Below are 21,645 nucleotides of genomic sequence, written 5' to 3' on the forward strand. Positions count from 1 at the left end.
AGCGTTGCGATGATGGCTTCTGTTCAAAACGCCAAAACCACTCCCCCAACTATCCTATGCCCATTCCTCACCACCCCGTTCAACTGTGTTTTATCAACCTGGCCTGATGAAAGGTAAAGCAGATCAGTACCATTACCGGTTTCCCGGTTGTAATATCCATATCCAAAGCTTAAACCAATATTGGCAGTGATGTTGTAAACTAACGTCGCCCCGGCATTTATGCCATAGCCCTTTGCCGCGTGGCTATAGCTTACCGGGTGCTGAAACTCATTGATCAAATTCCAGTTGCCTTGTGCGCTGTAGGTTACCTGGTTATAGGTAACATCAGCAGCCAGTTTTAATGCATGCCAGATTTTTATGGATGAAGTTACCTTTATAAATGGGCCCTTCCAGCGGGTATCGTAGCTGCTGTTCAAAGCGGGGAACTGCCCGGTAAGGTCTACAATATAAAGAGATTGTGTGCTGGCGCCATAGCCAATATAAGGGATGAGGCTAAACAGGCTGTTATTAAAAATAACATAGCCCGCCCCGGCATCCCATGCAGACGTCGATCCTTTATTATCACTAAAACTTTGCTGGTAGGTGGGTTGTGTCCGGTTATCGCCGGCATAATCCATATCGCTCACATTGCCCGACTTTACATTAACCCGGTTATACTCTGCTAAAAGCGAGAACCTGCGCCAGAAATTCCATTGCATAGCTGCCGAATAATTGTTGCCGCTAACCTTGGTCCACTTAAGTTCCGAAAACACATTCGGGCTCTGCCCGTTAATATTCCCGGCAATATCCCAATGAAAATCTTCCTGCTGATGCCCTGTTGACAAGGATAGCTGCAGTTTTTTTTCAAGATGCTGCCCATACACAGTATGAATACTACACAGGATAATAAAAACACCGAAATAAAATTTTATGAGCCTTTTCAATTATAAAATTGTTTTGATATGGAAGGAAAGCTATTAATCCGCTTTGTATACCCGCACATAATCTACATACATTTTTGCAGGCATCTTGCTGTCATCAACCGTTTGTCCGGGGAAATCACCGGCGACTGCCAGGTTTAAAAGAATAAAAAAAGGCAAATGAAAAGCACCTGTATTATTAATATTTGCAGCAATGTTGCCGGTTACAAACAGCTTATCATCAACATACCACCTTATCTCGTTATCATCCCACTCAACAGCATACACATGGTAATCTGCAGGGGTTAATATGGTAGTTTGCTCGCCGTATTGAACATGCCCGCCGCCGCCATTCCAGTGCATGGTGCCATAAAAAGTATTATTGTCATTAACATGTTCCATTATATCAATCTCCCCGCAATTGGGCCAGTTAACCGTACCGATGTTTGAACCCAGCATCCAAAAGGCCGGCCATAAGCCTGCACCAAGCGGTAGCTTTATCTTTGCCTCAATGCGCCCGTATTGAGCCGAGATCTTATTAAGGGTATTCATCCTTGCGGAAGTATAGGGAAAGCCGCCAACGGTTTCTTTTTTTGCAGTAATAACCAGGTTGCCATCTTCAATGGCTGCATTTGCTGCCTGGTAGTATTCTTTTTCGTTGTTTACACCCAGGCTGCCGGTTTCCATGTTCCAGCTTGCCGGGTCAATAGTGGTTCCGCTAAACTCGTCAGCCCATACCAGGCTATACGTTACCGGGGTTACGGGCTTTACATCAGGTGGTACAACAGTGATCTTATTGGTTTGTGTCGTATCCTTTTTGCATGATAAAGCAAACATTACAAGCATTAGCATCATGCCAGCGCTTGTAATGTTATGAATAGATCTTTTGCTCATAGGTAGTATAATGGTTCACTAAGATAGGAAAAGATTAGAGTCAGAAGGATAAGAGTAAGGAAGAAATCAAGAATCAAGAGGGTAAGAGTCAAGAGTAAGGAAAAAAACGAAGACCTATACCTGCCCCCCTGTCTTGATTCCTGACTCTTGACCTCTTGCTTCTTTCTCTGCCCCTGTCTTGATTCCTGACTCTTGATTTCTTGCTTCTTTCTTATTGGTTCACTTTAAATGCTTCCCAGCCCGAAGCTGTAGCGCGCGTACAGGTCATCGGTTGTGTGCCATTCTCTGATGAAACAAACTTGCCGTTGCTGCCCTGCAGGGTTATGGTTCCATCGGCATTAGTGCCCCAGGTAAATGTTTCCCAGGCGCCAAAGCTGGCGCGGTTACAGGTAATAGCCTGTGTACCGTTTTCGCTTGATACATATTTACCCATGCTTTTCAGCGCTACTTTACCACCGCCTGCGTCAACCACTAAAAATTGCTCCCATGCGCTTGCGGTTGGGCGGTTACAGTTCATAGCCTGTGTGCCATTTTCGCCGCTCACATATTGGTTGTTAAATCCTTTTAAGGTAATGGTTTGCCCAATTGGGGGGGCACTGGTAGTAGATGCTTTGTAAACACGCACATAATCAACTAACATGCTGGCAGGCAGGGCTCCTGTATTAATTGTTTGCCCGGGCAGATCACCGCCTACAGCCAGGTTAAGTATAATGTAAAATGGCAGTTGGAATGCGCCGGTATTGTTAATATTACCTGCTATGTTGCCGGTTACGTATAAGGTATTGTCAACATACCATCTTATACTGCTATTGTCCCACTCAACAGCGTAAACATGATAATCAGTAGCCGTTGCTGAAGTGCTGCTGCCGTATTGAACATGGCCGCTGCCGCCATTCCAGTGCATGGTGCCTAATATGGTGTTATTGGTATTTACCTGTTCCATAATATCAATTTCGCCGCAGCTGGGCCATCCAACCGTGCCTATATTGTTGCCCAGCATCCAAAACGCGGGCCAGCTTCCCTGGAAAGCAGGCAGCTTGATCCGCGCCTCAATCCTTCCATAGGTTACCGAGAACTTGCCCGAGCTATTAAGCTTGGCTGAAGTAAAAGGCTGCCCGCCAACACTCTGATTTTTAGCAGTGATCACCAGGTTGCCGCCTGTTACGGTAGCGTTTGCCGATTGGTAATATTCCTTTTCGTTGTTAACGTTAGGGTTACCATTGTCAAGGTTCCACTTGGACCCGTCAACGCCTGTTCCGTTAAACTCATCCGACCATAACAGCTGCCAGGTAACGGCCCGGGCTTCGGTAGTTTTTGAAACATCCGTGGGTTGCGTTTTTGATTGATTGTTGCTATCCTTTTTACAGGAAACGATCATGCTTACCAGCGCCAGTACCATGCCGGTGCGGGTTAAAAAAGTTAAAATTGTTTTTTTCATAATGAATTGGTTTAGTATAATTTGAAGAATTAAGATTCAAGAATCAGGAAGTCAGGAGGAAGAGAGCCAAGAGATCAAGAATCAAGAGCCAGGAAAAGACGTATACCTTTTTCTCTTGATTCCTGACTCTTGCTTCTTTCTTCTTTCTTACTGGTTTACTTTAAATGATTCCCATCCCGAAGCAGTGGTTCGGGTACAGGTCATGGCCTGTGTGCCGTTCTCGCTCGAAATAAAATCATTGTTGCTACCCTTTAGGGTAATGGTACCGTCGGCATTTACGCCCCAGGTAAATGTTTCCCAGCCGCCAACGCTTGCCCGGTTACAGGTAATAGCCATGGTGCCGTTTTCGCTGGACACATATTTACCCATGCTTTGCAAAGCAATTTTGCCAGCGCCTGCATCAACAACTAAAAACTGTTCCCATGTGCCGGCCGTGGCGCGGGTACAAGTCATAGCCATGGTGCCGTTTTCGCCGCTTACATATAAATTGTTGAACCCTTTTAATGTAATAGTTTGGCCAATAGGCGCGCCGCCGGTACCGCTTGATTGTGTGCCGGCCCATTTAAAGGTAGCAACAGCGCCCGCAGCCAAAGTATAAGTAAATGATTCGGCTCCCCATTTTACTTTGAACGATGCGCTTGATGTACCGCTGTTTAAGGCAACCAATACCTTTGTGCCATCCGAATTTTTAAAGGCAACGTTCTGGATACTGCCTGCAATATTCGATGAGATCCGCACTGCACCCGGCCTTACAAATTTTGAGGCATGACCAACAATATAATAGCCGACATTGCGGGTTATTGAGGTGCCACTAACGGTTATACCACCTAAGCAGGTGCTGCAGCCCCCGGCAGTATGCGGATTATAATTAGGATCGGCAGCCAGGTTCCATTCAAGTACATTGCGGCTCCAGTTGCGGGTAGCGCCAATGATCAGGTTATTAACATGCCATGAAAGATCGCCGCCAAAATTGCTTGGTGCGCCTACCCATTGCTCCGTGAAATATACATTTTTGTTTGGATAGGCATTATGCACATCTGTTAATGAACTTATAGTGCCGGCATACAAATGGAAGGCTGAACCATCAACATATGGGTTTGCTCCGGCATCGGCCAATACGGTTTCAGGGTAATCTATCCGGTCGGTATTGTGGTCGTAAGCAATTATCTTAGTCGCAAAACCTGCCCCACGGATCTGCGGACCAAGGTTGTTTTTAATAAAGTTAGCTTCCTCATTTGGCTGCATAACCATACTTGGATTATTGTAAGGGTTAAGTGGCTCGTTTTGAGGGGTAATGGCATCAATAGTGATTCCCTGTGCCTGCATTGCCTGCAGGTATTTAACAAAATACCGGGCGTAGGCATCGTAATAGGTTGTATTTAAGCTGCCGCCTGTATAGCCATTGTTGCCGGTTGTGTTAATTTTCATCCAGGTGGGGGCGGTCCACGGCGTGGCAATAATTTTTATAGAAGGGTTTATGGCGATGATCTTTTTCAGGATGGGAATCATATCCAAATTCTCCTGGCTGATGCTGAAACTGTTCATATTAACATCGCCGGCAACCTGGTCGTAAGTAAAATCGCTGGAGCTTAGGTCGGAAGCCCCAATACTGATGCGTAAATAGCTGATTCCTATCTGACCGCTGCCGGTGCCAAACAGTTCGCCAAGTACGCTGGCCTGGTTACCGCCGAGGCCATTAAGCAGGCCTGCGCTTCCGCCGGTTAAAGTAAAACCAAAGCCGTCAATACCCTGGTAGGTTGTGTTTTCATCAACGGTAACTGTTGTTGGATTTGTACCGGCATCAGCGGCAAAGTTAATGCTGGCCTGCTGGGCTAACAGCTTTGATTGATCAGAAGTGGTCATCCAAACACTTACGGTTTCGTTAGCAGCCCGTGCAACTGTGCCGTTTGTGGTGCCGGCCATGTCGGGTGCCGTTTTTGAAAGATCTTTTTTGCACGAATAAAACAGCAATGCCGTCAGCATGATTAATGCCGCAGGTAACTTTAAATAGTAACTTGTTTTCATAAAAATTGGTTATAGTTAATTGATTGGTTTAAAAACATGCAAAAAATATAACCAACAAAACTATCACCGCATTGAAAATGAGCCGCAGTAATTAACCTGTGCTTAAAAAAATAGCCAGCAAGTTAGCCAAAGGCTAAACGGCATTTTAATTATTTTTGGCACACACCGGAAGAAGTATAGTTTATATTGGTATCACAAATCTATGTTAATTAATATTTAATTTCCAAATATATTTTAACATAAATAACTGATTAATAGACAGTTGTAAATTAACCAATACGCTTTAAACACAAAGTGTATTTTGTACAAAAAGGGCTTTGGAACACAACAGGGCAGGTTTTTATATTTTGGAGTGATAACGGTGATACGCTTGCCTCACAGTTAAGTTTAGAGGAAGTCGGGAAAGTCCGGAAGTCAGTAAAGTCCGAAAGATGCTGCAAGTTTCTCATGGCAAATTTTTTCTTTCGGTCTTTATTGACTTTCCCGACTTTCGGACTCCTACGAACGCACCAACAGCTTTGACCTTTCCAGCTCTTTTAACTGCTGTTCTAATTCTTCGCGTTTTTGCTGGTGATGTGGGTCATAGGCAAGGTTGGTCATTTCATCCGGATCATCAATAAGATTATAAAGCTCATATTGGTTTGCATATGCCCCCATAGCATCGAAATAATAACTGTACTTCCATTCAGCCGTTCTGACGGTGCGTACGCGGTTAGCAGCATTTACCATTGATGGCTTGTTATTAAGGCCGGCTTTTGTATCGTCAAATGCAAACAGGATGCTATCCTGAACTGACGTGCCATCTTTTACAATAGGTAACAAGCTTACACCACGCAGCCCGGAAGGGACTTTCCTTACATTCGCAATTTCGGCAATGGTTGGCAATACATCTACAAGCGTAGCCAGGTGCATAGAGTTTTGGGGCCTTTGTTCGTCTTTAAACAATATGGGGTTTGAGATTACCATGGGAATGCGGATAGTCTCCTCATAAGCGTTAAACATTTTTTGACGCAATCCGCCATGCGTAAGCCCCATCTCACCGTGATCTGACGTCTGGATCACAATAGCGGTATCTGCAAGCCGCTTTCCATCATGGCCGGGCTTGTATAGCTCATTTGTAAAGTAGCTGATCTCCGTATCGATCTTTGAGAGCAGGTATCCATAAAAATTAAGGTAATTAAGCTGGTCCTTTTCATCTTTTAAATTGCCCAGTCCCGCCTTTTGTACCTGCAGCACGTCAAACTGCGCCACCGGCTTTTTATTTTTCAGCAAATCTTCATCGATGCTTGATGGAAGGCCTATTTGCCGCCCCGCCCAATTTTTTTCATCGTAACCATAGCTACCGGCAGTTTTCGGATAAGCCAGCAGGTCGTGCGGGTTTACCAGCGACAAGATGATGCAATAGGGCGTCATATCGTTATTCGCCCGCCTGGCTTTTACCGTTTGCAGGTAGTCTATTGCTTCTTTTACGTAACGGGCATCATGGTTGGCATAACCTCCGCCAAAGTTCAGCGGGTTCGTATCCTCGCCGGAATCGGGCGGAGCCCAGCCCATAGCGCCATACAGGGCCACATCCGCTGCTACGAGTGAGGCATAGGTTGTTACGCCTTTGCTTAAATGCCATTTACCACGGTATTGCACATCGTAGCCCTCGCCCTGCAGCATGTTCATAATGTTGGGCATGGTATTAATCAGCTCACCCTCCGCCGGCGAATAATTGCCTGAAGAAGTAAGCGTTTGCGTAACGCCATGTTGCGCCGGGTAAGTGCCGGTAAGTAGTGTTGCCCTGCTGGGCGAACACATACAGGTGTTACAAAAAGCCCTGTCGAAACTAAAGCCGTTTTTTTTCAGAAAAGTAAGATTTGGAAGGTTTTCTTCTTCCCATCCCGGTGGAAAATGTTGTGTGGCGCGTTGCTGGTCGGTAATTATGATAATAATATCAGGGTGTGTACCAACCTTTTCAAGATTTTGTTTAAAGCTCATATGTTGTGAATAAGGTTACAGGTTATTAACCAAAACTAACAAAAATATAATGAGAAAACAAGGCAGGAATTGCATTTTACTCTGATCCCCCTCCTCTTTTTCTCCCTAATTTCTGGTCTCTAACCTCTAATCACTATTCAACCACCAACTTACTCCAACCCTTATCCCCGGCATTTTTTATCTCTTTCTTTTTACTTTCCATCACTTTTTTTATGCGTGAGCTGTAGGCCCAGCAGGTGCTTTGGCGGATCGACAGGATCTCGGACAGTTTATGCGATGAGATCTTCCCCTTGGTTGAATACATTAAAAAGATCATGTAAAAAGCTTTGTTTATGGGGATGCGCGTATTTTGCAATATGGTATAGGCAATAACCGATTCTTCATACCCGCATTTGGAGCACCTGCGGCTGTAGGGTAAATGCCCGTGCCCGTAATGGATATTGCTGCATTTACGGCAGCTGTATCCCTTTTCCCATTTCAGGTCTGAAAGGAATTTGAAACAGGTTTCCCTATCCGGATAGATCTTGCTGAACTCTTCAAAATCAACCTCGGTTGACATCACCCTGTTATGGCTGATCTTTTCAATATCCTGGTGCAAAATGGTGTTATCCTGCTCCAGCAGCACATTCATTCTTGAAATTTCTTCCGACTGCTGCGTTAGCAATTCATTAACGGACGTTAGCTCTTCGTTCTGCTGCTCTATTAACGCCGATTTTTCAACAAGCTCTTTAGTACGCTCCTGTACCTGTGTCTCTAAGTTTTTATTTAGCGCGTCCTTTAACTCTTCATTTAATTTCAGCTGCCTTATAATATGCAGCTGCGCCAGCCCTTCCTGTTTTTTTAGCAGCCGCACTTTATCGCCTATGGCAAATGAAATAAATACCATTTCCATAATAAAACAAAAGCTTAAGCTGTAGTAATTGGCCGCGGTAACGGGCAGCCACCATAAATTTAAAGCTATTAATGCCTTTACAACAAAACCGCTTAGCAAAAACAAATAACCGATAACAAAAAAGCGGGCGGCCCTGTATCCCTTTATTAAAACGTAACAGCCTGAAAAAAAAGCCAGCGACAAAGGCACTATCTCAATTATTTTATAGCTGAACCAGTTTTGATTAACGGTTAAACAAAGCACAAAAAACAACGACCGTAAACCTATAACCCACCATACTAATTTGTTTAAGCGCGGGGCATTAACTTTTAAATTTAACAGGCTTTGAGCAAACAGCACTGAAAATATACTGGCCGAAAACAAGGCTATCCCATACGCATTATGGTTCCACATAGGCGAACCGGGCCATATATACTGGTAGGCAATCCCATCGGCACACATTTCATAAAGGCCTATGCTAAGATTGTAAGCAATGTAATACAGGTATTGCCTTTGCCGCATGGCGATGAACATCATGAGATTGTACAAGCCAAATACCAATATCATCCCATAAAAGATCCCAAAGAAAAAGTACTCTTCAAGCGCGTAGCTTATAAACCAGTTTACAGATCGCAGTACGATAATAACATTTACCGGCTGATGCGATTTTATGCGGATATAATACACGTACCTGCCGGTTAGGCTGTTATTAAGATTTAAACTGAAGTTTTTGTGCTGGTAAAGCCGGGCCGAAAATGGCCGGCTGCTGCCAAGTAAAGTGGGGGCATAATTATTATTTTTATCGGGCGAGTAAACCGTAATGCTGTCAATTGTTTGGTCAAAAAATTCAAGGATCCAGTTGTTACGGGATTTTGGGTTGTGATTTATTTTAACCCGGTACCAATACGCTGTGCCTGGATCGGCGGTTATTGGGGTGGCCTGTTTGTTAACCTTAAATTTACCGGCAAAAACATCACTCTTTATTTGAGCTATGGTAAGCCTGCCGGGTATATCTTCAAAATAATCAATTTCATTGAACCTGAAAATTTGCTGTTTTAATTTATCGCGGATGTTAACGGCAACCTGTGCTTTAGCCGCAATTACAGCAAAGAGCAGCAACAAAACGGCAGATATAAAAAATTTCGGTAAAAATTTATTCATGCGCACAAGTAGATAATAATGCCTAAAGGTTTTTATAAGCTTTACGTATTATTTGACAAAAGGTTTATACCGGATTGGTTCCGGGTAAGCAATGATAGTATATTTCTTTTCTTAATCCTATTAAGGGTGAATTTTACAATTAATTATAGGGAGAGAGCCAAAAGCTGAAAGCGAAAAGACCAAAGCTTAATTACTTTCTGCTTCAGCTTTTTGCTTTCAGCCTTCTGCTTTTCGCTTTCTGCTTTCAGCTTTTACCTTCCTCCCTCAAGGCACCTTAAACCCCAACGCCTCTATATATCCTTTATTTGGCTTGCAATTTTCAAACTTGCTGTTATTTAAAAATGCATATAATGCCTTTATTAGTTGATCGCGGTCTTCGGGTGCGGCCTTGCGGATCTCTTCAAAAGTTGACCGGGGTTTTTCGGTATACTCAATTACTTTATCATACCCGGCTGGCATATCAAAGGTGATAATACCAGCGGTATTGTCAAGCTTTTTGTAGGGCCAGTAATGCCAGCCTATGTTGTTTTTTTCGAGCAGGTCTTTAAATGTTTTTACCCATTCATCTTTATTTTCACCGGTTTCGCCGCAATAGATAGGCACATTATATTTATCCCTGAAATCAACATAATCCTGGATAACTTTTTGCGTTGGCTCTGTCCAGTATTTATGAAACTGGTAAACCAGCTTTGAGTCAAACGGCTTACCGAATACTTTAAAATTACTGTCCCATTGTGCTCCTCCTAAAAACAAAATATGGTTCTTGTCAACCATCCGGATAGATTTAGTGATCTCTTTATACAGCGGTTCCAGGTATTGATTAAACTCTTCGGCCTTAAAATAAGTGGCAATAGGTTCGTTCAGCAGGTCATACCCCATTACGGTTGTTTCATTTGCATAATGCGCAGCAATCCGGTGCCAAACATTTATAGTTAACTGCTGACTGGCCTTGCTCTTAAATAAAAACGGATATCCGTAGCCATCATCAATATTATCGCCTGTTTGTCCGCCTGGTGCGGCGTGCATATCTAAAATAACAAATAAACCTTCTTTTTTGCACCAGCCTATCACCCTGTCGAGCAATTCAAAGCCCCGGTTTGGATTATTTTGGCCCATATAGCTTTCGGCAGTAAAAAGGCGGTAATTAAACGGGATCCGGATAGAGTTCATCCCCGATGCTTTTAAAAAGTGAATATCGGCAGCGGTGATGTAGGTGTCCTGGTATTTCTGCCAGAAGGCTTTTACATCTTCAGGACCCAATATTTCCGCCAGCGCCTCATTGATCAGTTTTGGCGAGCTAATGTTTTTAAATTTAAACATGTAACCCTCGGGCACCAGCCAGTTGCCAAGGTTTGTCCCCCGCATTAAAAAAGGTTTATTATTTATGCCGACGACCTCTTTTCCTTTAACGGTGATGAATTTGCGGGTTTGCGCTTTAAGGCCAACGGGGATAATAAGTATTAAAAGCAATGCAATTAAAACTGTTCTTTTCATAATAATGGATATGATTTAAATAAACTGATTATTACCACACATAAGTTGAGGCTGCGCCGCCCGGTAATGTACTGGTAACTATTTTTTGGTTAAAAGATATATTGAAGGTTAAATTATTGCTTGTTGTGTTTTGTACGATCAGCACCTTTGATCCATCCGTATTTTTAAAGGCAACGTTTGGTAATGTCGTCAAATTAGACGATGCTATCCTTACTGCACCCGGCCGCACAAATTTTGAAGCATGGGCAATAATGTAATAAGAAACATTGCGCGATATGCTTGATCCGCTGATGGTTATTGCCCCCTGGCAGGTGGAGCAACCGCCATTGGTGTGCGGCCCGTATGATGCATCGGTGGCCATATTCCATTCAAGTACGTTCCTGCTCCAGTTCCTGGTGGCGCCAATAATCAGATTGGTAACATGCCAGGAGAGATCGCCCGCGAAGGCGCCCGTTGAGGGTGTATATTGCTCAGTAAAATAAATGTTTTTACCGGGATATGCCGTATGCACAGTGGTAAGCCCATTGATATTGCCGGCATACAAATGGAAGGCCGAGCCATCAACATAAGCGCTGGCTGCAGCATCAGCAAGTACGGCTAAAGGATAGTCGGTACGGTCGGTGTTATGATCATACACAATTATTTTAGTAGCCAAGCTGGCGGCTTTAAACTGCGGACCCAGGTTGTTTTTTATAAAATTGGCCTCCTCATTTGCCTGCATCACCATTGCCGGGTTGTTGTTTGGGTTTAATGGCTCGTTTTGAGGGGTAACAGCATCAATAGTGATCCCTTCGGCCTTCATTGCCTGGATGTATTTAACAAAGTATTTGGCGTAGGCATCATAATAAGCAGGGTTGAGGCTGCCGCCTGTAAATCCGTTGTTTCCGATGGTGTTTATCTTCATCCATACCGGGGCCGTCCACGGACAAGCCAGGATCCTAATAGCCGGATTTAAAGCCAGGATACTTTTTAAAACCGGAATAAGGTCTGTTTTTTCTTTGTCGATGTTGAATTGGCTGAGGCTCTCATCCGTCCCGGTAACCAGGTCATCATAAGTAAAGTCAGTGGCGCTCATATCCGAGGCCCCAATCGAGATGCGGAGGTAGCTGATGCCAATATGAGCGCTATCTGTTAAAAATAATTCCTTTAATAAGGCACTCTTTTTATCCGGCGGCAAGCTGTTTATTACACTTGCGCTGCCGCCCGTTAAGCAATAACCAAAGCCATCAATAGTTTGGTAGGTTGTTACAGTATCAACATTTATGCTTGTGTTTGAATTGGTAGCGGCGCTAAAATTTAACGCGATGTTTTGCTTAGCTAACAATGCAGATTGATCAGCCTTTGTTAGCCACATGGCCACATCCGTTTTTACAATTACCGGTGGTGTTACCGGCGTTACCGGATCAGACTGTGGCAGCGGATTAGCAGCTTTTTTACTGCAGTCGAAAACAGCAAAAAAAGCGACCGCTGCAAGCAAAACAAAAGCAAATTGACGAATGTTTTTTTTCATGGAATAAAGGCAGATGCCTGTTGTTATAATGGTTAATATGTTAAATAAGCGGCTAAACTTCAGGTAAATTTTAGTTTTTTAATAGCCGGATAATGCTAATATAGTGTTATTAACCATTATCAATTACATACATTTGACTAAGATTTTTTTCTTTAAAACTTGTCGATATTTTTGATACGCTTTAATAACAACGTATATTAACGCTGTATTAGCTGTTTTGATAAAAAAGTAAATACAAGGCAAACAATTTAATACCAATATGATGAAACGGATAAAAATTTTATTAGCGGCATGCCTGTTTCTAACATCGCCTGCATTTGCACAAAATATAAAAGTGGCGGTATCAGCAAACCTGCAGGCGGTTATAAAAGTATTGCAAAGCGATTTTAAAAATAAGACAGGTATAATGATTGAGCCAATAGTAGGCTCATCGGGCAATCTTACCAATCAGGTGAAAAATGGTGCGCCTTACGATGTGTTTTTATCTGCCGATATGACCTTCCCCGGGCTGCTTTTTAAAGAAGGGTTCAGCACCAAAGAACCAGTGGTATATGCACAGGGGAGCTTAATTATCTGCAGTAACCAAAATGTAGGCTTTGAGAACTGGGAACGGTTGCTGTTGACAGAAAGAGTAAAAAAAATAGCAATTGCCAATCCGGCAATTGCGCCTTATGGCAAAGCCGCCGAAGAGGTGTTGAAGCATAAAGGAATTTTGGACAATATCAGATCAAAAATTGTTCATGGCGAAAGCATTTCGCAGATAAATACCTACATCACTACAGGGGTGGTTGAAGTTGGTTTTACAACACAGGCGCTGGTTGTGGACCCTGCAAATAAAATCCCCCTGTACTGGAAAATTATCGACCCAAAACAATATTCGCCAATTGAACAGGGAATGATGATATTAAAACACGGGGCCGCCAACCCCGCTGCCGGGAAGTTTTACCAATACATTTTAAGCCCGGAAGCTAAAGCTATTTTTGAGAAGTATGGGTACAAAGTGCAATAGTGAAAAAGCATGGGGCCGTGCGATTCCCCTCTTGAGAGGGGTGCAGGGGTGTGTTCTTCCATTGGTTACCCAATTCCCAGTCCTGTGGCGGGCTGCGGGGATACAGTCAGCGGGATTCCGCATAGCAATGAGTTTTAAACCCATCGCTATGCGGCCAGAAATAAAAAATTATTGGTTTGTCCTATTTTCTTTGCTTTTGACAATTACCTCGTGTGCTGATAATAATGAACAGGAAATCCGCCGCAAACTTAAGAGCAAAAGCTTAGATGATGTTTTTGAGGGAACGTATAGCGCCGGAATGTCAGGAAATAAAAAGTACGTTCCACTGCTTTTAAATGCTGCAGCAAACCCATCTGCTAGTTCCTCATTACATTTTAAAGGGTTTACTTTATATACAGAAAAAATGTATGCATTAGAGCGGATCCTGCATGTTAAGCCCCCACATTCATGCAATGGGGTTTTAAGAATGCCTGATTCTGTAAACATAAAATTTTTCCAAAGGGTGTGGGATGTCGAAAAATCATATTGATACTAATAGAATTTAAATGGATCTAACCCCCATATATCTCACGCTAAAATTAGCAGGCATAACAACACTGCTGCTGTTGATTATCGGCTTGCCTGTTGCGTGGTGGCTTTCCAGGGGCCGATCATTTTTTAAGATAGCGCTGGAAGCTATTATTACCATGCCGCTGGTTTTGCCGCCATCAGTGCTGGGATTTTATTTGCTGCTGGCATTTAGTCCGCAGCATGGTATAGGCAAATGGCTGCAGCATACTTTTGATGTGCAGTTTGTGTTTTCATTTAAAGGACTGGTGCTGGCATCTGTTATTTACAGCATGCCTTTTATGATAGGGCCCATAAAATCTGCTTTGCAGCAATTACCTGTTTCCTTATCGCAAGCATCATATTCATTGGGTAAAAGCAGGTGGCAAACATTTATAAATGTGCTTTTGCCAAATATAAAGCCATCGTTATTAACAGCTATTGTGCTGACTTTTGCCCATACCCTTGGCGAGTTTGGGGTAGTATTAATGATAGGCGGCAATATCCCCGGCGTTACCCGTGTAGCTTCCATAGCAGTATATGATGCTGTTGAGCAGATGGATTACCATGCCGCCAATGTATATTCACTCATCCTGTTTGCTATTACATTTGTTTTGGTGATAGCCGTGTTCATCTTCAATAAATACCAGTTAAAAAGCCCTTTGGAATGATCAGCATTGAGATAGAGAAAAAGCTAAAGGCTTATAAAGGGCAGCAGATATTGCGGCTAAAAGAGCAATTTCCTGCGGGCAGTATTACTAAAATTTATGGTCCGTCAGGTGCCGGTAAAACAACTTTTTTAAAAACCATAGCCGGGTTTACTGAACCCGAAAAAGGAAAAATTAAAGTTGATGGTACAACCTGGCTGGATACCGAACTAAAAATAAACCTGTCGCCGCAAAAACGGATGGCGGGATTTGTTTTCCAGGATTATGCATTGTTCCCCAACATGACCGTTTTACAGCACCTGGAATATGCAACAGCTGACAGCGCGTGGATAACCCGCTTATTAGTCATTGGTAAATTGGAGCCATTTGCTACCCACAAACCCGAATACCTTTCGGGCGGACAACAACAGCGCCTGGCGATTTTAAGAGCATTAGCTGTTAAGCCGCAATTATTATTAATGGATGAACCTTTTTCAGCCTTAGACCCCGAAAATAAATCGGCTTTAATTGCTGAGCTGAAAGTGGTTTTTGAGAAATTACATACAACTGTATTAATTGTAACCCACAACCCGCAGGAGCTTGATGGGTTGACGGGTAGGGAACTGAGGATACAATAATTAAATATTAAAAAAGAAGGGGGAAAGCCCCCCTCCAATCAAAAAACTTACATTTTGCCTGAAGTATCTTTCTTCATTTTATCCATCTTTTTGTCCGCTTTCATTTTGCCTTTCGACATTTTGTCCATCTTTTTCTTCTCCATTTTATCCATCTTCATCTTGTCGCTTTTCATTTTGTCCATTTTGCCGGTATCGGCAAGAGCAACGGTGGTTGAAGATAAATGAGTTACTGGTTTAGCCTGGATGGTTAATGATAAACAGGCTACAATGGCAGTTGCAAAAACCGCTCCCGAAATAATTGATTTCATACGTTGTAATTTTTTAGTTTTTATTGTTATTTACCCCTTAGTCGGGCATAAGCAATTAACCTTACAAAGTATTTTTAGAAGAACACCAATGGCACGAATTAATTCGAATTTCACGAATTGGAAAAGCGACTAATTGCATGAAAAAGACAAGAATTGAATCGAAAGTAATTCGCACTAATTCGATCCCATTCGTGAAATTCGTGTCAACTTAGTTTTTGTTCAGCTCCTCTTCAATCCTTACCTGCAACTCTTTCTTAAATTTTTCATCAAGCTTTCTGTCTGCCTGCATGGAACTGCGAAAAAGTTGCTGTACCATTTCATTAATAATCCGGCTTTGTTTTTTGTAGATGCGGCAAAATGAGCAGCCCAGTAAATGGACGCGCAGTTCAAAAGCTTCCCTGAAGGTTAATTTGCCTGCCGACCTTTTTTCTATCAGCAAAGTAGCCTGTTTACAGTTATATACAATTCTTTTCAAATAGCTCATAGTTTTAAATTTTAAATCCAGTTACGCTGAAGGCACGCTCTCAAATTAATTTTGGCGCGATGGATGATCACCCAAAAGTTTGCTGCAGTTACCTTTAGCTCCGTGCAAATAAACTCCGTAGCTTCTTCATCAATATGCTTCATGGTAAATACCGACATCCATAAGGCCGGGAGCTTTTGCAGACATTTTTTCATTATCTGCTCAAACTCTTTACTCACCAGCTGGTCTCTATCCTCAATGCCAAATTCTTTTGGGCCGCTTTCCCTGGTCCAGTGCCCGCTGGCTGCATCAAAAAAATCATTTTGCTCCTCTTCCGCTTCCTTCACCATTTTGCTTTGCAATCCGGATGATTTTTTACGGTACACATCGATTATTTTATTTTTAAGGATAGCGGTAAGCCACGTTCGTTCTGAGCTTTTACCTTCAAAATTTGTGGCCCGCTCCAATGCAGCTAAAAAGGTTTCCTGCACCAGGTCTTTTGCAAGCTCTTCATCATTAATGCGGGTGATAGCAAAGCCAAACAGGTAATCAGCATGCGCCGTGACCCAATGATGAGGATTTAGTTGATGATCCATAAATTTAAATAGGCACTAATTTTCACGAATTACAACGAATTTCACGAATTAAATTTCGCTGTAATTTATTTATTACCACAACTGTACTATAGCCGTTTATGTTTAGTCGTTAAGATAGCTAAAACCTTACAGATAATTAAAACGTGTAATTGTGTTTTATTTTGATACTCTATCGTAGAAGGCGTAGCCATTCTACTGCCTTTTCGCCTTTAGTAGTTATTTTGGTCATAGATGTTTTTATGGGTATTTTTGGTATATTTTTTGGATAATGAAGATCAAGTCACGTAATTATAAGATATGAACACCACCAACATACACAATGAGCGTATTGCAAAAATGACCTTTGCCTCGGTCTATCCTATGTATCTCGCAAAAGTAGAGAAGAAGGGCAGAACAAAAGAAGAGTTACATCAGGTAATAGCGTGGCTAACTGGCTTCAATAACGAGAAACTGAAAGACCTAATTGAAAAAAAAGCAACTTTTGAAACATTTTTTCAAGTGGCTTCGCTAAATCCCAATGCATCCCTCATCACCGGAGTAATCTGTGGATATCGTATAGAGGAAATCGGAAATCCTTTGACGCAGCAGGTTCGATATTTGGATAAGTTGGTGGATGAGTTAGCGAAGGGGAGGAAGATGGAGAAGATATTGCGAGGCTCGTAAGGCATTAGGAAGCTTCATCGTACCCAAACGCAAAGCCGCGAAACGTTGCTCAGCTACCGCAAGCCTCACTTGTAGTTCGCATTTATATAGCCTGCATACCATGGAAAATTATATACATGATATAATTAAATTTTATACTTTGGTGTTTAGGTAATTCTGCTCGACTAGGACAGCATTCGGCTACATAGAATGTGGGTTACCAAGCAACGGGCCACAAGCGAAGACGTATGTGGTAGCGGAGGAAATATAACAAGTTAAATTATTGATTATCAGATATTTAAATGCTTAACTTAATGACATTGCGCTTGCGGTAGCAGGGGATTTATTTATCAAGAAACACGTCAATAATATGTTTAATATTTATTATAAAATTTGGGTTGATGCCATAGTATTTGAACAAACAAAGAATGGGCAAAGAAGAAATTGGAAAACATTTACCCTTCTTCCGGTATCAGTAATTCAAGGGATAAATCTATTAACAATACTTTTTTGGACTAGGGCTTTAACTCACGCGAAGATTCCTTTGTTCTTTGATATAAATATTTTTAATACTAAGGGACTAAATACCCTCATCCCGGCTCTACTCTTTTTCATGCCTTTTATTGTTTTGAACTATTTGCTGATCATCTACAACCAGAGATATGAAAACTTAATCGCTAAATATAAATATTATAACGGCAAACTGTACCTGGGGTATTTTTTGTTTTCGACAGGTGTTTTTATATTACCAATTATAATGGGTAAAATCCTGGGTTTATAAAGTGTGATTATGTAAACCTGCTCACTCTGTATCCTGAATAGAATTAGTTAGCCTTTTTCCCAGAGCATGAAAAAATTAAAAAATGTAAAAGGCATTTAATTGCTATTGGAGATTAGATATGAATGAGATAAAGGAAGGCCAAATATGGTCTTATAAATGTCGAAAATCTGAAGCAGGGTCAAGAGTTACTATTATTAAAGTAGATGATTTTAATAATGGTCCCATTGTTCACATAAAAATAGAGGGGTTAAAATTAATAGAAAAAGCTTCCGGGGAGATCACAGCCACATCAATAGAACACTTGCCAATCAGTTTGGAGATGTTTAAAAAAAGTGTTTGTAAAGTTGAATCGATTGTAAAACCAACTATAAATGAGGGGTATTTGCATTGGGAAAAGCTATTTAATAATGGGAAAGCAGGGGCATGGGCAGTTGAAATTGCAAATGCAATAGAACTGACAGAAGAAACGTATAATTTGTAACTTAGGTAGTGCCGTTGCAAGAGCAAGGTCATTAAGGTAAGAAATTGCCCCCGCTCGTTGCCCCTCCTTTTTCTCCTACCTCCCATCTCCAATCTCATCCCCAATTGTAAAATCTCACATCACCTATCTCAAATCTCATATCTATTACCTATTTTGCACCAATGCAGTTTAAGCAAATAGTTGGACAGGATGCTATAAAGCAGCGTTTGATTACCTCGGTAAAAGAGAACCGGGTTAGTCATGCGCAATTGTTTTTGGGGCCGGGCGGGTCAGGGAGTTTGCCGTTGGCGGTTGCCTATGCACAATACTTATCCTGCGAAAACAAACAGGAAGATGATTCCTGCGGCGAGTGTTCATCATGCCGCAAGTACCAGAAACTGATGCACCCCGATCTGCATTTTTCTTACCCATTCTTCGCTAAACATAAGGACGACACGGCTATATCGTTCATTGAGCAATGGCGCGATGCATTTATTGCCAACCCATATTTAAGCCTTGATACCTGGCGCGGATACCTGGATGCCGAAAACAAGCAGGCAAACATCAATATTGCCGAGTGCCACCAGATCATCAAAAAGCTGAGCTTTAAGCCATTTGAATCGTCCTATAAAATTCTGATTCTTTGGCTGCCTGAATATTTGGATAAAGAGGGCAATGCCCTGCTTAAAATTATAGAAGAACCACAGCCGAATACCTTGTTTTTGCTGGTGGCCCAAAACCAGGACCAGATCCTGAATACCATACTGAGCCGTACGCAGCTGATAAAAATTCCGTCTTTAGGGTTTGATGAGATAAAAGATCATTTGATAAACCCGCATAATCAAACCGGGGATGCCGCTACCGAAATTGCCTACTTAAGCAATGGCAGCTTAACCGAGGCATTAACCATGCTGCAATATGACAACAAGGGCTATCATGAACAATTTGTGCAATGGCTGCGCCTGTGTTTTGCCAATAAAGGCCTGGAGGTAATGAGCTTTGTTGATCAGGCATCAAAATTGGGGCGCGAAAATCAGAAGAACTTTTTACGGTACGGGATAAACTTTTTACGGGAGTGCTGCCTGCTGTTATCAGGCGCAGGCAGCCTGGTGCATTTGCCGGCACATGAGCTGGAAACGGCACAAAAAATGACCAATGTGATGATAGTGCCCGAGGCAGAGGCTATAGTTACCGAGCTTGAAAAAGCACATTATCACGTGGAAAGAAATGGTAATCCGAAAATTTTATTTTTAGATGTATCTTTACAAATTATAAAAATACTTAGTTTTAAAACGATCCGCGCTGAGCGGACACAATATATGCCGAATTAATTATGGGATGTGGAAGTTGTTCAACGGGTGGCGGATGTTCACCCGCTGGCTGCAAAAGTAATGGCTCATGCCTTACTAACGGTTGCAGCAAATTAGATGTTTACGATTGGCTGTCGCATATGGACATGCCGACTAATTATAAGCCTTTTGGCATTATCGAGGTTAAATTTAAAGGTTCGAGGAAAGAGTTTTTTCTGAATAACGATAACATTTACCTTGAGGCCGGCGAACTGGTAGTGGTTGAAGCTGCTACGGGCGGCTATGATGTGGGGCACGTTTCGATAACCGGCGAGCTGGTGCGGATGCAGATGGTAAAACGCCGCGTTAAAGAGGAAGAGGTTGTAAAAAAGATCTACCGCAAAGCTACCGTTGCCGATGTGGATAAATGGAAAGCTGCCAAAGACCTGGAATGGGAAACCATGCATAAATCGCGCACCCTTGCACTGGAGCTTAACCTGAGCATGAAGTTAAGCGATGTGGATTACCAGGGCGATAAAACCAAAGCCACCTTTTATTATACGGCCGAAGGCCGCGTTGATTTCAGGGAGCTGATCAAAAAAATGGCCGAAACCTTCCGCATCCGGATAGAGATGCGCCAGATAGGCATGCGCCAGGAGGCAAGCCGCCTAGGTGGCATTGGTTCATGTGGGCGCGAGCTTTGCTGCTCAACCTGGTTAACCGATTTTAAAACTGTTTCTACATCCGCTGCGCGGTATCAAAACCTTTCGCTAAATACTTTAAAACTGGCCGGTCAGTGCGGTAAGCTCAAATGCTGCCTCAACTATGAGCTGGATACTTACATGGATGCTTTAAAACACATCCCTGATAACGTGAATGTTTTAAAGACCGAAAGAGGCGATGCCCGTTTACAAAAAACGGATATCTTTAAAAAGCTGATGTGGTTTAGCTATCCAAGGGAAGAATCGTGGATCCCGCTGCCTATTGCCCGCGTAAAGGAAATTCAGCAACTGAACAAGGACGGCGTAATTCCGCCTGACCTGGGAGTAGTTGTTGAGCTGGAAAGCATCCCGGTAAAAGCGCTGGATTACGAAAACGTAGTCGGCCAGGATAGCCTAACCCGCCTTGACGAACGCAGGAACCAGAACAAAAAGAAAAACAAGAACCGGAATAAAAACCAGCGTCCCGGCGGACAGGGCGACGGTGCCGCTTCAACCCCTCGTCCGGAAGCAAATGCCGGCCAGGTGCAAGGTCAGCAACCGGCACGCAAACAGGAGGGCAGGCCAGAGGGCGGCAACCCTAACCGGAACAAAAATTTTCGCCCAAACAGGAATAATCAAAATCGTCCCGGTAATCCAAACGGAGATCGCGACCGTGGAAACCAGCCAGGTAAAGAGTAATGAAAAAAAGGTTAATTTACTTTTATTTGGCATTGTCGGCAGGCCTGCTGCTGTTTGCCGGTTGTACCGATAAAAACGCTGTTATTGATCAGAACATGGAGGTACCTGGTCATAACTGGACATACCTTAACCGGTTTAAGTTCCCGGTTAAAATTGATGAGGAGAAACAAGCCTATAACCTTTATATGAACTTAAGGGTAACCGGCGATTATAAATACTCGAACCTGTTTGTATTGATCTCGCAAACCGGCCCCGATAAAAAAACTGCCACTAAGCGTTACGAAATGAAGCTGGCCAATAAGGATGGCGAGTGGCTTGGCAAAGGATCGGGTAACCTGTACAGCTACCAGGTACCTTTTGTGGTTAAGTATACATTCCCGGCTAAAGGCACCTATACCTTTACCGTTGAACAAAATATGCGCGATAACCCGTTGCGCGAAGTAAGTGACGTTGGGCTGAGGGTGGAGAAAGTGAACTAAGATTTTTAGGATTCAAAGATTATAGGATTATTAAGGCGGGGAAATCGCTTTTAAAAATATCCGGTATAAAAAATCGGTTAGAAAGCTGGGGATAACTAAAGCCTGATTTAAT

General features: G+C 42.7%; 20 protein-coding genes. 9 read left to right on the forward strand and 11 right to left on the reverse strand.

All coding sequences use genetic code 11. The features are described 5' to 3' along the window. Positions 1–23 precede the first annotated feature (23 nt). The 8 genes from JWQ54_RS28975 to JWQ54_RS29010 form a co-directional block, all read right to left on the reverse strand. Entirely contained in the window at positions 24–923 is a 900-nt protein-coding gene (locus JWQ54_RS28975) for a hypothetical protein (RefSeq protein ID WP_299591605.1), read from the reverse strand. A gap of 33 nt (positions 924–956) precedes the next feature. Continuing rightward, positions 957–1,793, reverse strand: coding sequence for a glycoside hydrolase family 16 protein (locus JWQ54_RS28980; protein ID WP_299591608.1), 837 nt, complete (start codon positions 1,791–1,793; stop codon positions 957–959). A 211-nt stretch (positions 1,794–2,004) separates the two neighbouring features. Further along, positions 2,005–3,231 (reverse strand): family 16 glycosylhydrolase, encoded by a 1,227-nt coding sequence (locus JWQ54_RS28985; RefSeq protein ID WP_299591611.1) that lies wholly within the window; start codon positions 3,229–3,231, stop codon positions 2,005–2,007. 147 nt (positions 3,232–3,378) lie between these two features. Next, on the reverse strand, positions 3,379–5,256 hold the full coding sequence (locus tag JWQ54_RS28990; RefSeq protein ID WP_299591614.1) for a glycoside hydrolase family 30 beta sandwich domain-containing protein: 1,878 nt from the start codon (positions 5,254–5,256) through the stop codon (positions 3,379–3,381). A 498-nt stretch (positions 5,257–5,754) separates the two neighbouring features. Further along, complete coding sequence (locus JWQ54_RS28995; RefSeq protein ID WP_299591617.1) at positions 5,755–7,239, reverse strand: sulfatase-like hydrolase/transferase; 1,485 nt, start codon at positions 7,237–7,239, stop codon at positions 5,755–5,757. 133 nt (positions 7,240–7,372) lie between these two features. Then, a complete protein-coding gene (locus JWQ54_RS29000) occupies positions 7,373–9,271 on the reverse strand; it encodes a 7TM diverse intracellular signaling domain-containing protein (RefSeq protein WP_299591620.1) in 1,899 nt (632 codons plus the stop codon). Positions 9,272–9,535: 264 nt separating this feature from the next. Further along, positions 9,536–10,765 (reverse strand): cellulase family glycosylhydrolase, encoded by a 1,230-nt coding sequence (locus JWQ54_RS29005; RefSeq protein WP_299591623.1) that lies wholly within the window; start codon positions 10,763–10,765, stop codon positions 9,536–9,538. Positions 10,766–10,796: 31 nt separating this feature from the next. Beyond that, a complete protein-coding gene (locus JWQ54_RS29010; RefSeq protein WP_299591626.1) occupies positions 10,797–12,275 on the reverse strand; it encodes a glycoside hydrolase family 30 beta sandwich domain-containing protein in 1,479 nt (492 codons plus the stop codon). Positions 12,276–12,534: 259 nt separating this feature from the next. Between JWQ54_RS29010 and modA the strand changes: the two genes are divergently transcribed. The 4 genes from modA to JWQ54_RS29030 are packed head-to-tail and all read left to right on the forward strand — an operon-like array spanning position 12,535 to position 15,115. Beyond that, on the forward strand, positions 12,535–13,284 hold the full coding sequence (gene modA / locus JWQ54_RS29015; RefSeq protein WP_299591629.1) for a molybdate ABC transporter substrate-binding protein: 750 nt from the start codon (positions 12,535–12,537) through the stop codon (positions 13,282–13,284). Further along, positions 13,265–13,813, forward strand: a complete 549-nt coding sequence (locus tag JWQ54_RS29020) for a hypothetical protein (protein WP_299591632.1) — start codon at positions 13,265–13,267, stop codon at positions 13,811–13,813. The genes modA and JWQ54_RS29020 overlap by 20 nt, the downstream gene beginning before the upstream one ends. Before the next feature lie 16 nt (positions 13,814–13,829). Continuing rightward, positions 13,830–14,501, forward strand: a complete 672-nt coding sequence (gene modB, locus JWQ54_RS29025) for a molybdate ABC transporter permease subunit (protein ID WP_299591635.1) — start codon at positions 13,830–13,832, stop codon at positions 14,499–14,501. Next, on the forward strand, positions 14,498–15,115 hold the full coding sequence (locus tag JWQ54_RS29030) for an ATP-binding cassette domain-containing protein (protein ID WP_299591638.1): 618 nt from the start codon (positions 14,498–14,500) through the stop codon (positions 15,113–15,115). The genes modB and JWQ54_RS29030 overlap by 4 nt, the downstream gene beginning before the upstream one ends. A 47-nt stretch (positions 15,116–15,162) precedes the next feature. Here the strand turns inward: JWQ54_RS29030 and JWQ54_RS29035 are convergent, their stop codons facing one another. The 3 genes from JWQ54_RS29035 to JWQ54_RS29045 form a co-directional block, all read right to left on the reverse strand. Beyond that, complete coding sequence (locus tag JWQ54_RS29035; protein ID WP_299591642.1) at positions 15,163–15,423, reverse strand: hypothetical protein; 261 nt, start codon at positions 15,421–15,423, stop codon at positions 15,163–15,165. A gap of 208 nt (positions 15,424–15,631) precedes the next feature. Continuing rightward, the gene (locus JWQ54_RS29040) at positions 15,632–15,907 is read right to left on the reverse strand and encodes a hypothetical protein (RefSeq protein WP_299591645.1); all 276 of its coding nucleotides are present in this window, start codon (positions 15,905–15,907) and stop codon (positions 15,632–15,634) included. A gap of 11 nt (positions 15,908–15,918) precedes the next feature. Beyond that, positions 15,919–16,482, reverse strand: a complete 564-nt coding sequence (locus JWQ54_RS29045; RefSeq protein WP_299591648.1) for a sigma-70 family RNA polymerase sigma factor — start codon at positions 16,480–16,482, stop codon at positions 15,919–15,921. A 297-nt stretch (positions 16,483–16,779) separates the two neighbouring features. On the opposite strand from JWQ54_RS29045, the gene JWQ54_RS29050 reads away from it, so the two are divergent. The 5 genes from JWQ54_RS29050 (at position 16,780) to JWQ54_RS29070 (ending at position 21,533) form a co-directional block, all read left to right on the forward strand. Then, positions 16,780–17,145: a DUF2200 domain-containing protein gene (locus JWQ54_RS29050; RefSeq protein ID WP_299591651.1), complete on the forward strand. Its 366-nt coding sequence runs from the start codon at positions 16,780–16,782 to the stop codon at positions 17,143–17,145. A gap of 878 nt (positions 17,146–18,023) precedes the next feature. Continuing rightward, on the forward strand, positions 18,024–18,386 hold the full coding sequence (locus JWQ54_RS29055; protein ID WP_299591654.1) for a hypothetical protein: 363 nt from the start codon (positions 18,024–18,026) through the stop codon (positions 18,384–18,386). A gap of 161 nt (positions 18,387–18,547) precedes the next feature. Beyond that, complete coding sequence (locus tag JWQ54_RS29060; protein ID WP_299591657.1) at positions 18,548–19,696, forward strand: hypothetical protein; 1,149 nt, start codon at positions 18,548–18,550, stop codon at positions 19,694–19,696. Positions 19,697–19,698: 2 nt separating this feature from the next. Further along, on the forward strand, positions 19,699–21,054 hold the full coding sequence (locus JWQ54_RS29065) for a regulatory iron-sulfur-containing complex subunit RicT (protein ID WP_299591660.1): 1,356 nt from the start codon (positions 19,699–19,701) through the stop codon (positions 21,052–21,054). Beyond that, positions 21,054–21,533 carry a gliding motility lipoprotein GldH gene (locus JWQ54_RS29070; RefSeq protein WP_299591663.1) on the forward strand — a complete coding sequence of 160 codons (480 nt, stop codon included), beginning with the start codon at positions 21,054–21,056 and terminating at the stop codon, positions 21,531–21,533. The genes JWQ54_RS29065 and JWQ54_RS29070 overlap by 1 nt, the downstream gene beginning before the upstream one ends. Positions 21,534–21,645 lie beyond the last annotated feature (112 nt).

The sequence above is a fragment of the Mucilaginibacter sp. genome (genome assembly GCF_028288225.1).
Lineage (GTDB): Bacteria > Bacteroidota > Bacteroidia > Sphingobacteriales > Sphingobacteriaceae > Mucilaginibacter.

Coding starts and splice junctions, on each gene's coding strand:
- JWQ54_RS28980 (WP_299591608.1), bottom strand. CDS start 1,793: ATGAGCAAAAGATCTATTCATAACATTACAAGCGCTGGCATGATGCTA.
- JWQ54_RS28985 (WP_299591611.1), bottom strand. CDS start 3,231: ATGAAAAAAACAATTTTAACTTTTTTAACCCGCACCGGCATGGTACTG.
- JWQ54_RS28990 (WP_299591614.1), bottom strand. CDS start 5,256: ATGAAAACAAGTTACTATTTAAAGTTACCTGCGGCATTAATCATGCTG.
- JWQ54_RS28995 (WP_299591617.1), bottom strand. CDS start 7,239: ATGAGCTTTAAACAAAATCTTGAAAAGGTTGGTACACACCCTGATATT.
- JWQ54_RS29000 (WP_299591620.1), bottom strand. CDS start 9,271: ATGAATAAATTTTTACCGAAATTTTTTATATCTGCCGTTTTGTTGCTG.
- JWQ54_RS29005 (WP_299591623.1), bottom strand. CDS start 10,765: ATGAAAAGAACAGTTTTAATTGCATTGCTTTTAATACTTATTATCCCC.
- JWQ54_RS29010 (WP_299591626.1), bottom strand. CDS start 12,275: ATGAAAAAAAACATTCGTCAATTTGCTTTTGTTTTGCTTGCAGCGGTC.
- modA (WP_299591629.1), top strand. CDS start 12,535: ATGATGAAACGGATAAAAATTTTATTAGCGGCATGCCTGTTTCTAACA.
- JWQ54_RS29020 (WP_299591632.1), top strand. CDS start 13,265: ATGGGTACAAAGTGCAATAGTGAAAAAGCATGGGGCCGTGCGATTCCC.
- modB (WP_299591635.1), top strand. CDS start 13,830: ATGGATCTAACCCCCATATATCTCACGCTAAAATTAGCAGGCATAACA.
- JWQ54_RS29030 (WP_299591638.1), top strand. CDS start 14,498: ATGATCAGCATTGAGATAGAGAAAAAGCTAAAGGCTTATAAAGGGCAG.
- JWQ54_RS29035 (WP_299591642.1), bottom strand. CDS start 15,423: ATGAAATCAATTATTTCGGGAGCGGTTTTTGCAACTGCCATTGTAGCC.
- JWQ54_RS29040 (WP_299591645.1), bottom strand. CDS start 15,907: ATGAGCTATTTGAAAAGAATTGTATATAACTGTAAACAGGCTACTTTG.
- JWQ54_RS29045 (WP_299591648.1), bottom strand. CDS start 16,482: ATGGATCATCAACTAAATCCTCATCATTGGGTCACGGCGCATGCTGAT.
- JWQ54_RS29050 (WP_299591651.1), top strand. CDS start 16,780: ATGAACACCACCAACATACACAATGAGCGTATTGCAAAAATGACCTTT.
- JWQ54_RS29055 (WP_299591654.1), top strand. CDS start 18,024: ATGAATGAGATAAAGGAAGGCCAAATATGGTCTTATAAATGTCGAAAA.
- JWQ54_RS29060 (WP_299591657.1), top strand. CDS start 18,548: ATGCAGTTTAAGCAAATAGTTGGACAGGATGCTATAAAGCAGCGTTTG.
- JWQ54_RS29065 (WP_299591660.1), top strand. CDS start 19,699: ATGGGATGTGGAAGTTGTTCAACGGGTGGCGGATGTTCACCCGCTGGC.
- JWQ54_RS29070 (WP_299591663.1), top strand. CDS start 21,054: ATGAAAAAAAGGTTAATTTACTTTTATTTGGCATTGTCGGCAGGCCTG.